General features: G+C 41.8%; 12 protein-coding genes. 6 read left to right on the top strand and 6 right to left on the bottom strand.

The features are described 5' to 3' along the window. The first annotated feature begins 19 nt into the window (after window positions 1–19). From cmk to pyrF, 6 genes are all read left to right on the top strand, one after another. The gene (gene cmk, locus C9J42_RS02070) at window positions 20–697 is read left to right on the top strand and encodes a (d)CMP kinase (RefSeq protein ID WP_107205700.1); all 678 of its coding nucleotides are present in this window, start codon (window positions 20–22) and stop codon (window positions 695–697) included. A gap of 123 nt (window positions 698–820) precedes the next feature. Continuing rightward, window positions 821–2,491, top strand: a complete 1,671-nt coding sequence (gene rpsA, locus C9J42_RS02075) for a 30S ribosomal protein S1 (protein ID WP_005370867.1) — start codon at window positions 821–823, stop codon at window positions 2,489–2,491. Between the two features lie 79 nt (window positions 2,492–2,570). Beyond that, on the top strand, window positions 2,571–2,861 hold the full coding sequence (gene ihfB / locus C9J42_RS02080; protein WP_008986714.1) for an integration host factor subunit beta: 291 nt from the start codon (window positions 2,571–2,573) through the stop codon (window positions 2,859–2,861). A gap of 129 nt (window positions 2,862–2,990) precedes the next feature. Beyond that, on the top strand, window positions 2,991–3,275 hold the full coding sequence (locus C9J42_RS02085) for a LapA family protein (protein ID WP_107245474.1): 285 nt from the start codon (window positions 2,991–2,993) through the stop codon (window positions 3,273–3,275). Between the two features lie 6 nt (window positions 3,276–3,281). Further along, window positions 3,282–4,451 carry a lipopolysaccharide assembly protein LapB gene (gene lapB, locus C9J42_RS02090; protein WP_107205701.1) on the top strand — a complete coding sequence of 390 codons (1,170 nt, stop codon included), beginning with the start codon at window positions 3,282–3,284 and terminating at the stop codon, window positions 4,449–4,451. A 152-nt stretch (window positions 4,452–4,603) separates the two neighbouring features. Beyond that, a complete protein-coding gene (gene pyrF, locus C9J42_RS02095) occupies window positions 4,604–5,314 on the top strand; it encodes an orotidine-5'-phosphate decarboxylase (protein WP_107245472.1) in 711 nt (236 codons plus the stop codon). 67 nt (window positions 5,315–5,381) lie between these two features. Here the strand turns inward: pyrF and C9J42_RS02100 are convergent, their stop codons facing one another. The 6 genes from C9J42_RS02100 to pspF form a co-directional block, all read right to left on the bottom strand. Next, window positions 5,382–6,206, bottom strand: coding sequence for an ATP-binding cassette domain-containing protein (locus C9J42_RS02100; RefSeq protein WP_107205703.1), 825 nt, complete (start codon window positions 6,204–6,206; stop codon window positions 5,382–5,384). Beyond that, the gene (locus tag C9J42_RS02105) at window positions 6,203–7,204 is read right to left on the bottom strand and encodes an oligopeptide/dipeptide ABC transporter ATP-binding protein (RefSeq protein WP_107205704.1); all 1,002 of its coding nucleotides are present in this window, start codon (window positions 7,202–7,204) and stop codon (window positions 6,203–6,205) included. Before C9J42_RS02105 ends, C9J42_RS02100 begins: the two co-directional genes overlap by 4 nt. A 1-nt stretch (window position 7,205) precedes the next feature. Continuing rightward, window positions 7,206–8,093, bottom strand: coding sequence for a putrescine export ABC transporter permease SapC (gene sapC, locus C9J42_RS02110; protein ID WP_107205705.1), 888 nt, complete (start codon window positions 8,091–8,093; stop codon window positions 7,206–7,208). Then, window positions 8,080–9,042, bottom strand: a complete 963-nt coding sequence (locus C9J42_RS02115) for an ABC transporter permease subunit (protein WP_107205706.1) — start codon at window positions 9,040–9,042, stop codon at window positions 8,080–8,082. Before C9J42_RS02115 ends, sapC begins: the two co-directional genes overlap by 14 nt. 3 nt (window positions 9,043–9,045) lie before the next feature. Beyond that, window positions 9,046–10,665: an ABC transporter substrate-binding protein SapA gene (gene sapA / locus C9J42_RS02120; protein ID WP_107301611.1), complete on the bottom strand. Its 1,620-nt coding sequence runs from the start codon at window positions 10,663–10,665 to the stop codon at window positions 9,046–9,048. Between the two features lie 137 nt (window positions 10,666–10,802). Beyond that, the gene (gene pspF / locus C9J42_RS02125) at window positions 10,803–11,828 is read right to left on the bottom strand and encodes a phage shock protein operon transcriptional activator (RefSeq protein ID WP_107245471.1); all 1,026 of its coding nucleotides are present in this window, start codon (window positions 11,826–11,828) and stop codon (window positions 10,803–10,805) included. Window positions 11,829–11,997: the final 169 nt, after the last annotated feature.

An 11,997-nucleotide genomic window follows, 5' to 3' on the forward strand; every position in this document is an offset into this window, starting at 1 on the left:
ACTACATCGGAGAAAACCTATGTCTACTCATGCTCCAGTCATCACTGTTGATGGTCCAAGCGGCGCCGGAAAGGGGACGCTATGTATGCTATTAGCAGAAAAACTGGGCTGGAATTTATTAGATTCTGGTGCAATTTACCGTGTTTTAGCATTAGCGGCTATTCATCATGGTGTTGATATCGAATCAGAAGACGCTTTAGTTCCTCTTGCTGCGCACTTAGATGTTCAGTTTATTGCAGAAGGTGAGTTGGTTAAGGTTATTCTTGAAGGTGAAGATGTTTCTGGCACGCTTCGCACTGAAGAAGTAGGTAATACAGCATCAAAAGTGGCTGCTTTACCTCGCGTTCGAGAAGCATTACTACGTCGTCAACGCGCCTTTAATGAGCAACCAGGCCTTGTGGCAGATGGTCGCGATATGGGAACCGTTGTTTTTCAAGGCGCAGAAGTAAAAATCTTTCTTGATGCAAGTGCAGAAGAACGCGCAACTCGACGTATGAATCAGTTGCAAAAAAAAGGCTTAGATGTTAACTTTGCCAGCCTTTTAAGCGAAATTCAGGAACGAGACTACCGCGATCGCAATCGTGCTGTAGCGCCTTTACGTCCTGCTGATGACGCACTAGTACTGGATTCAACCGAATTATCGATTGAACAGGTACTTGAGAAAGTCTTAGCATATGTTGATGCTAAGCTAAAATAACGAATCCATATTTAGTTGTGTGAACAGCTAAATAACGTCAGTGTCATGGATGATAACTGACTTTATTATCAACCCCATGCGGTAGGATACCCATGGTTGTTTATCATATTGAAGATTAATTAAATGACTGAATCTTTTGCTCAACTCTTTGAAGAGTCGCTAAACCAAGTTGAAACTCGCCCAGGTGCAATCGTTAAAGGTACTGTAGTAGCTATCGAAAACGGTTACGTACTAGTTGACGCTGGTCTAAAATCTGAGTCATCTATTCCTGCTGAAGAATTCAAGAACGCTGCTGGCGAACTAGAAATCGAAGTTGGTGCTCAGGTAGACGTTGCTCTTGACGCGATCGAAGACGGTTTCGGTGAAACTAAACTTTCTCGTGAGAAAGCTAAGCGCCACGAAGCTTGGATCCAGCTTGAAAAAGCTTACGAAGATGCTGAAACAGTTGTTGGTATCATCAACGGTAAAGTTAAGGGCGGCTTCACAGTTGAACTTAACGGCATCCGTGCGTTCCTACCAGGTTCACTAGTAGACGTACGTCCAGTTCGTGACACTGCTCACCTAGAAAACAAAGAACTTGAGTTCAAAGTAATCAAGCTAGACCAGAAGCGTAACAACGTTGTTGTTTCTCGTCGCGCAGTTATCGAATCTGAGAACAGCGTTGAGCGTGATGAACTACTTGCTTCTCTACAAGAAGGTATGGAAGTTAAAGGTATCGTTAAGAACCTTACTGACTACGGCGCATTCGTTGATCTTGGCGGTGTTGACGGTCTTCTACACATCACTGACATGGCTTGGAAGCGTGTTAAGCACCCTTCTGAAATCGTTAATGTTGGCGATGAAATCAACGTTAAAGTTCTTAAGTTTGACCGTGAGCGTACTCGCGTATCACTAGGTCTTAAGCAACTTGGCGAAGATCCATGGGTTGCAATCGCTAAGCGTTACCCAGAAAGCACTAAGCTTACTGGCCGCGTAACTAACCTAACTGACTACGGCTGCTTCGTTGAAATCGAAGAAGGCGTTGAAGGTCTAGTACACGTTTCTGAAATGGATTGGACTAACAAAAACATCCACCCATCTAAAGTTGTTAACGTGGGCGACGAAGTTGAAGTTATGGTTCTTGATATCGACGAAGAGCGTCGTCGTATCTCTCTAGGTCTTAAGCAGTGTAAAGCTAACCCATGGCAGTCATTTGCAGAAATGCAAGCTAAGGGCGACAAAGTTACTGGTAAGATCAAGTCTATCACTGATTTCGGTATCTTCATCGGTCTTGAAGGCGGCATCGACGGTCTAGTTCACCTATCTGACATTTCTTGGAATGTTTCTGGTGAAGACGCAGTTCGTGACTTCAAGAAAGGCGACGAAATCTCTGCAGTAGTTCTAGCAGTAGACGCTGAGCGTGAGCGTATCTCTCTAGGTGTTAAGCAAATAGAAGAAGACCCATTCAACTCTTTCGTTGCTGATACTAAGAAAGGTGCTCTAGTAACTGGTAAAGTTACTGCTGTTGACGCTAAAGGCGCAACTGTTGAGCTAGGCGAAGGCATCGAAGGTTACCTACGCGCTTCTGAAGCATCTGTAGACCGTGTTGAAGACGCAACTCTAGTTCTTTCTGTTGGCGATTCTGTTGAAGCTAAATTCACAGGCGTTGATCGTAAGAACCGCGTAATCAACCTATCTGTACGTGCTAAAGACGTTGCTGAAGAGCAAGAAGCAATGGCTACTCTGAACAAGCAAGATGATGCTGCGTTCGGTAATGCTATGGCTGACGCTTTCAAAGCTGCTAAAGGCGAATAATTGAGCATAGAGGGAATAGGCTTAGCTTTTTCCCTCTAAACGGCTATACTATTGAGAAACTTACTAAAACGGAGTGTTTATGACAAAGTCTGAGTTAATTGAAAGACTATGTAGTCAACAAACACATCTTTCAGCTAAACAAGTGGAAGATGCAATCAAGGATATCCTTGAAAATATGGCGAACACGCTTGCTGAAGGCGATCGCATTGAGATCCGTGGCTTTGGTAGCTTCTCATTGCATTACCGTGCTCCTCGCGTAGGTCGTAACCCTAAAACTGGTGATAAAGTTGAGTTGGACGGTAAATACGTTCCTCACTTCAAGCCAGGTAAAGAATTACGTGACCGTGTTAATGCATCAATTGCTGCTTAACCGCGAATAGAACAAAAAAACGGCATACTCTCAGTATGCCGTTTTTTTATGTCTTTTGATCATGGTCTGATGAGTAAAATTACTGCATAATCAATCTATCATATTGTTGATTTAGTGAGAGGATTCACGATGAAAATTTTGGGTATTATTGTTTTAGTTGCTGCATTCTTAATAACACTGGCTCTCGGTGCGCAAAACCAAATTTTAGTAAACTTTGACTATTTAGTTGCTCAAGGCGAATTCCAATTATCAACGCTATTAGGTATTGCATTTGGTTCTGGCTTTATCATTGGCTGGTTAATCTGTGGCACGCTATATCTAAAAGCACGTTTTGCTAAAAACCGCTTAGCGAAGAAAGTGGCAAAACAGCAACAAGAACTAGATTCTCTACGCGCACAGCCTGTAAAGGAATAAGTATTAATGCTTGAACTGTTGTTCCTACTATTACCTATTGCGGCAGCTTATGGCTGGTATATGGGTAACAGGAGCGCAAGTAACAATCGACAAGAGCAGTCTCACCGCTTATCTCGTCAATATGTAACAGGTCTTAATTTGCTGTTATCTGATCAATCAGATAAAGCCGTCGATCTGTTTATTGAGCTGCTTCAAGTTGATAGCGAAACTATCGATACTCACCTTGCTTTGGGTAACTTATTCCGAAGCCGAGGGGAGGTCGATCGTGCTATTCGTATTCACCAAAACTTGATTGCTCGTCCTAACTTGACGATAGAGCAACGTAATTTGGCGCTTCAGCAGTTAGCAAAAGATTATATGGTTGCGGGTTTTTTAGATCGTGCTGAACGTATCTTTGAACAATTGTTGGATGAACCTGAATATAAAAAGCCTGCGCTACAACAGTTATTGTCTATCTATCAGCAAACACGAGAGTGGGAAAATGCGATAGATATGGCTTCTCAACTCGTTAAATTAGGTAAAACAAAATTAAAGCATGATATTGCACACTATTGGTGTGAACTTGCCATGCTTGAAATGAGTGCGCAAAATCAGGATAAAGCGATTCAATGTTTGAAAAAGGCGCTCTCAGCAGATAAGCAGTGTGTCCGAGCCTCGATCACTATGGCTAAGATTCAGATTAAAGATAAAGATTTTAAGCAGGCAGCCAAAACGCTTGAACGTGTTCTAGAGCAAGATGCTGAATTTATTGGTGAAGCTTTACCTTTATTATTAGAATGTTACGATGCATTACATAATGAATCGGGCTGGCTGAAATATCTACAGCAATGTGTAGAAGCCAAAGCGGGGGCTTCAGCAGAACTGATGTTAGCAGACGAAATTGCGAAAAATGAAGGGGCTGTGTCTGCTCAAGCATTCATGACTCGTCAGCTACAAAAGAACCCGACTATGAGAGGCTTTTACCAGCTAATGGATTACCATTTAGATGAAGCGGAAGAAGGCCGTGCGAAAGAAAGTTTAACCAGCTTACGTCATCTTGTTGGTGAGCAATTAAAAATTAAACCGCGTTATCGTTGTCGCCAGTGTGGTTTTGCTACCCACTCATTGTATTGGCAATGTCCATCTTGTAAGAATTGGGGACAAGTTAAGCCAATTCGTGGATTAGATGGCGAATAATGCATTAAAAAATAAAGAAACCAGACATTGTGATCTGGTTTTTTTATGCCTAATAAAGCGTGAATTTTATTCGTAAACGTTTGCGTTTGATGTAGAATTTGCGTGCGGCTGGATTGCTGCAGTAGGAAAAATGAGATATCACAGGAGACTCAATGCTAGACGCTAAAGTAATAGACCCTAAAGTAATCGTAGCCCTTGATTATGATAATCAGAATGAGGCACTCGCTTTCGTCGATCGTATTGAGCCGGGAAGTTGCCGATTAAAAGTCGGTAAAGAGATGTTCACTTTTTTTGGTCCTGATTTCGTGCGTCAACTGCATGATCGGGGTCATTCTGTATTTTTAGACCTTAAATTTCACGATATTCCAAATACCTGTTCAAAGGCGGTAAAAGCGGCAGCAGAACTTGGTGTATGGATGGTTAACGTTCATGCGAGTGGTGGCGAGCGTATGATGACAGCTTCACGTGAAATTTTAGAGCCGTATGGTAAAGACCGCCCGCTATTGATTGGTGTAACGGTGCTAACCAGTATGGAAGCATCAGACTTAGCGGGTATTGGTATTAACTGCGAGCCTCATCAGCAAGTACTTAACCTTGCATCACTGGCAAAGAATAGTGGTTTAGATGGTGTGGTTTGTTCAGCTCATGAAGCTCATACGTTGAAACAAAGTCTAGGTCAGGGTTTTAAGCTAGTAACACCAGGTATTCGCCCTGCGGGGAGTGATGCAGGCGATCAGCGTCGAATCATGACACCCGTAGAGGCAATTTCTGCTGGTTCTGATTATCTCGTGATAGGTCGCCCAATAACACAAGCAGAAGATCCTGCAAGTGTCTTGGCACAGATAAACAAATCGCTTGTGTAGCATCCGCGATATAGATGTAAATGAGAAGCCCGCGTAAAAGCGGGCTTTTTCATTTTTATATTTTGCGTTATGTACTTATTTTGGGTGTTGAGTTATTAATTCGTGTGCTTTTATCTTTCTTTGGTGAGCTAAAGTGACTATCTAATAATTTTTGCGTTAATGGATGTTTGGGATTGTTAAATACATTCGCGGTACGGCCTTTCTCTACCACTTCACCATCTTGCATCACCATTACTTTGTCACTGAAGTGTTTTATCACCCCCATGTGCTGCGACACATAGATATAGGACAATCCCATTTCTTCTTGCAGTTCTAATAACAGGTTTATCATCTGAGAACGCATGGACATATCAAGCCCGTTTAGTGCTTCATCAGCAACGATAATACAGGGCTGAAGAATGAGAGCACGAGCTAATGAAACACGCTGTTTTTGACCCGTAGCCAGCATTTGTGGATAGAAATAGGCATGTTCAGGAAGTAAGCCAACTCGTTTTAGTGTATCCATAATACGTTTTTCACGCGCTTGCGGCGTCATATTGGTATTACGTTTTAATGGGCCTTCCAGAATACGACCAATTTGAATACGAGGATTAAGCGACGTATTCGGATCTTGGAAAATCATTCGGATCAGCTTACAGCGCGTTTGGTAATCACCGCTTGATAAGGTGTCACCATTTACGCGAATAATGCCACTGGTTGGTTCGACAACACCTGATAGCATTTTTGCTAAGGTTGATTTACCTGACCCATTTTCACCCAGTAATGCAATTGTTTCACCTGCTTCCAGATGAAAAGAGACCGGTTTCACGGCTTCAATTGTGCGTCTACGGAAAAGACTTGAACGATAGTGGTAATCTTTCTTTAGATTTTCTACTTCCAATAACGAACTCATTTACTGTCTTCCTCCATGTTTAGCGGGAAGTGACAGCTAAACTTATGGTTTTTAATTTTTCTACGTTTTGGCACTTCTACACATTTACGCTGGGCATGAGGACAACGAGGGCCTAATCGACAACCAATCGGTAAGTGCTGAAGTGGAGGAATAGATCCCGGTAACGTTTCTAGTTTCGTCTTATGGCTAATATTTTCTAAGCTAAAATCAGGCATAGCACGCATTAACGCAGCGGTATAAGGGTGATGCGGTGACTCTAATAACTGCTTAGAGGTGCCGGATTCAACCGATTGTCCACAATACATGACCGTAATTCTATCAGCCCACTGGGTAACCGTCGTAAGATCATGGCTGACTAATAAAATAGTGGTGTTACCTAATTGATTCATCCTGCTTAATAAGCGAAAAATTTGAGCTTGGGTAATTGGGTCTAAGTCGTTTGTGGGCTCATCGGCAATCAATAATCGTGGACGGTTTGCAATCGCCATTGCGATCATGACTTTTTGACATTCGCCATCGGTTAATTCATAAGGGTAACTTCGCATTACGCGTTTGTGCTCTTTGATACCGACTTTATGCAAAAGTGCGATAGCTTGTTTTTGACGCCAGTGAAAGCGCTGCCAAAAATGCCCAGTAAATGATGAAGAGGGAATGGCTTCTTCCAATTGTTCCCCAACTGTCTCAGAGGGATCAAGACAGGTTGATGGTTCTTGGAAGATCATTGCCATTTCACGGCCAACAATTTTTCGTCGCTCACGATGAGATAGAGTGAGTAAGTCAATATCACCTAAGCGCATGCGATCGGCACTGACGCGCCAATTATCTTTAGACACGCCTGCAATAGCTTTCGCGACAAGGCTTTTACCTGAACCTGATTCGCCCACTAAACCACGAATTTCGCTTTCATTAATGGTTATGCTCATTCTATCAACCGCTTTCACCATGCCTTGTGGTGTGTCGATTTCGATAGTGAGGTTGCGTATATCGAGTAATGGCATATTAATCAATCCCTGCATTAAGAGCTTGGCGAAGACCATCACCGACTAAATTAATTACTAGAACACTAAACATAATGGCAAGACCCGGTAATGTGACTGTCCATGGTGCAAGGTAAATCAGTTCAACAGAATCACCTAGCATAGCCCCCCATTCTGGTAGTGGTGTTTGCGCGCCTAACCCTAGGAAACCTAATGCAGCAATATCTAAAATAGCAATAGAGATTGCGCGCGTCATCTCAGTAATGATGGTTGATAAAATATTGGGTAAGATTGAATTCCATAAGAGGTAAAAATTATTAGCACCATCTAATCGTGCTGCAATAACGTAATCTTTAGCAACTTCAGTATGAACGGCTGTGTACACCGCTCGAATAAAACGAGGGATCAAAGCTAGCCAAATTGCGAGTAAGATATGTGTTTCTCCCGGCCCCATATAGGCGACCACTATGATGGCCAATAAAAGCGAAGGGATAGATAACACGGTATCTAAAATATGATTTAAAAAGCTCGATTTTAAGCCTTGGCTCATTCCGGCAAGAATACCGATCAGCAAGCCAATAACGCTGGATGCAAAGGCGACTAATAAGGCATAGCCAAAGGTTAGCTGTGAACCTATGATCAAGCGAGATAAAATATCACGACCTAAATCATCAGTACCAAAGAAAAAGTTTACATGACCAGAGTTGTCCCATGATGGTGGCATGAGCAGCTCACCAACTTGTTTTATCGGCGAATAGGGAGCCAGCCATTGTGCTGTTAGGGTGACAATGAGCAAAAACAGTAAACACCATAGGCCAAACATGGCCAGTGAGTTTTCCCTGAAGTTTTGCCAAGCGCGCTCCCATTGGGTTGGGATTGTTTCTTCTTGGTAAACACTATTTGATGGCATACCATTCTTTCCTTACTAATGGGTTCACCATAGCACCAGCTAAATCAGATAAAATGTTAGCCAATAAGATGAAACTACCTACTGTGATTACACCAGCTTGAATGGCAACATAATTTTGATCTGCAATCGCATTAAGTAACCAACGACCAATACCCGGCCAATTAAAAATAGATTCTGTAAGCATGGCAAAGGTCATCATTGCTGCAAACTGCATCCCTAATTTAGGAATAATGGGGGGAAGGGCATTTTTCATCGCATGACGGCGGACGATTTCAAAGGTAGATAAGCCTTTCGTTTGGGCTACTTTGATGTAGTTTTTCGTCATTACGTCTGAAATTGAGGCACGGGTTAAACGTATCACTTCCGTTGTAGGTGCCATCGCTAATACAATGGTTGGCAAGACTAAATGCTGTAGTGCGTTAAGAAATGCTTCCATACGGTATGGTTTATTTGACAGCAAAATATCAATCAGAGCAAAGCCAGTGACATGATCAAATTGATATAACAAACTGTAACGACCAGAAACAGGTAGCCAGCCTAAATTCAGCGAAAACAACAGAATTAATAACATCGCTAACCAAAATAGGGGGATGGAGTAGCCCAGTAAGGTTATTGAGGAAATGATGGTATCAAGGGGTTGTCCTCGATGTACGCCTGCGATAGTGCCAAGCGGAATACCAACGACTAACGAGAGTATAAAAGCAAAAAAGCACAGCTCTAACGTTGCAGGAAATACGGTTAATATTTCGCTACTAATAGGTGTACCATTGGGAGTGATACCGAGATTACCTGAAAGTAAGTTCTCTAAATATAAAATCCAACCACTAAAAAAGCTCTGATGCGCCCACTGTAATTGGGTATCTAAACGCAAAATACTAAAACCAATTATGGTCAGTATTAATAGCGTAATTACAAACAAATTTAGGCGACGTATCGTATAAATAAACATGCTTTACTCAATTCGATAAACACTGGAAAAAGATCGCGAACCAAATGGGTCCATCTGTAACCCCCCTAACGTTTTACTGTGGGCTTGGAAATGGACACCATGAGCCAATGGGATCACAGGTACTTGTTGATCCAAAATATTTTGCGCTTGCTGGTAATATACTTGACGTTGTTGTTGCTTATTTGTGCGTAGTGCAATTTCAAGTAAATTATCAAAACCAAGATCACACCAGTTAGCGACATTAAGCCCTGCTTTTTTAGCATTGCATGACAATAATGGTCTTAAGAAATTATCAGGGTCGCCGTTATCTGCGATCCAACCAGCAAGAACCATATCGTATTGAGTAGTATCAGTTAAACCAACACGACCAATCGTTTCTTGATGATGTAAAGACACATTGATACCAACGGCTTTCAAATTAGCTTGGATTAATTCCGCTGTTTTTCGAGGACTCGGGTTATAAGGTCGAGGCTCAAGTGGGACCCACATCGTCAGGACTTGGTTATAATCATAGCCAGCGGCATCAAGCAGTTGTTTGGCTAATTTAGGATTATAAGAAAGTGCTTTGCTGTCGTGGTTATAAGCCCAAGACATTGGGGGTAACAAGCTTTTTGCCTCTGTTGCCGTACCGTAATAAACAGAATTGAGCAGTGTTTTACGGTTTATTGCATAATTAATAGCTTCACGGATTTCTAATTTATTTAATGGTGGACGTTCCGTATTTAATGCCAGAAAGGATACATTCATCCCCGTTTGTGCAAGTAATTTATAGTTATCGTTATTTGAAATAACAGGCAACTGGCTCGCAACAGGAGATGAGAGAACATCACATTCAGAGCTTAGCAACTTAGCAAGATTACCCATGCCACGGGCTGAGATATCAAATACCACTTGCTCCATTGGTGCGGCACCTTGCCAATAATCCTTATTACGTTTTAAGCGAATAAGATCATTGGGTATAAATTGATCAACGTAAAAAGGACCCGTACCGATTGGTTGTGTATCAATAAGACCGATACGGCCTGATTTTAACAGTTGCTGACCATACTGCTGAGAATAAATCACCGCATAACTGGTTGCTAAGTTAGATAAGAAAGAATTATCTGGTCGATTTAAGGTAAATTGTACGGTGAGAGGGTCTTTAGATTTGATGGTATCAATTAAATCAGCAAACCCAAGGCTTTCAAACCATGGGTAACGACCACCAGAAATATTATGAAAAGGGTGGTGTGGATTAATGATACGCTCAAAGCTAAAAATAACGTCATCGGCATTAAGCGGACGTGTTGGAGTAAACCAATCAGTATGTTGGAATTTAACGTTATCTCGCAGCTTAAAGGTATATACCAAGCCATCGTCACTGACAGTCCAGCTTTTTGCTAGATCAGGAAGAGGTTTGTGGCTGATAGGATCGAGTAACAGCAGGCGATCGAAAATTTGCGCCGAGAGTGTTTCTGCTGTTAATCCGCCATCCGTTAGCTGTGGATTTAATGTTGTCGGAGTATCTTGACCGCAGTAAACAAAGCCATTGCTTTGCTTAGCGGTATTATGTGACGGCTCTTTACAACCTAAAAGGCCAAGTAAAGTGAAGCCGGCAATCAAAAGACGACTGTAAGCGCTCATATTTAATAGGCGTTAAATGAAATTAAGTCGTTAAATTTAACATTTTTCTTTTAACGTCACCAAGCTATCCTGCTTTATTTATAAGTAATTAGTCTAAAACCGTTATATATCTTTAATTATCGCGTGAATTTGGTTGATTAATCACCGTTAACGTTAATGTCATACTTTCGAATGAGTCCTCTTAACTGGTGATAACTTAAGCTTAAAAGTTCGGCGGCTTTTGTTTGATTAAAGCGAGCGTGTTTAAGTGCTTTGTTGATCAACATGATTTCTTGATCTTGTAAGTAGTGGCGAAGATCAACGGGAAGTTGAATGCTAGAGTTTTCTTGTTTGACTGCTGGGGTGTCTACAATGGATAAAGACTGTGATGGTGCTGGCTCACAAGATTGCCAAGCTGTAGCGAAAGGGTCGGTATAAATTTCGTCAATAGCTTCACCTTCATTGCTATGACGAAATACAGACCGTTCGACAACATTTTTTAACTCTCGAATATTCCCTGGCCATTGATAGTCGAGTAGTTGTTGTTTAGCGTGTTGTGAAAAACCTGCAAAATAGCTATATCCTAATTCGCGACACATACGCACAGCATAGTGTTCTGCCAATGGTAAAATATCGTCTAGTCGTTCACGTAATGGTGGAAGGTGGATGATTTCAAAGGCGAGTCTATCAAGTAAATCTGCTCGAAATTTTCCTTCAGCAACGAGTTCGGGTAAATTTTCATTAGTTGCACAAACTAAGCGTACATTCGCTTGGCAAGGTTTATTACCGCCCACGCGCTCGTACTCACCGTATTCAATCACGCGTAATAATTTTTCTTGAACCCCCATCGGGGCGGTTGCTAATTCATCTAAAAAAAGCGTGCCATTTTCTGCGCGTTCAAAGCGCCCTTGGTGGCGACCTTTCGCGCCTGTAAAGGAGCCCGCCTCATGGCCAAATAGTTCAGAATCAATGACGCCTTCGCTTAGTGCGGCACAGTTCAGTGTCACTAAAGGTTGATCCCAACGTTTTGATAAATAGTGAACGCGTTGGGCGATTAACTCCTTACCTGTGCCTCGTTCACCAAGAATAAGAATTGGGCGATTGAGTGAAGCGAGGCGTGATGCTTGGTCTAGGACACTTAAAAAAGCATCAGATTCACCGATTAAGTTTTCCGTTTTACGCATTGGTTAATCTCACTATTAATTGGTTAAATTAACTATATCATAGCTTGCTTAAAAGTGGGTTGAAAATTAAGTTGTTGATATTTAATACGTTAAAAGTTGGCACAGTACTTGAAATATCTAAGTGGTAACACAAGAACATTAAGTTAGTATCACTATATAAACCTGTAAG

The organism is Photobacterium sp. GB-56 (genome assembly GCF_003026105.1).
GTDB lineage: Bacteria > Pseudomonadota > Gammaproteobacteria > Enterobacterales > Vibrionaceae > Photobacterium.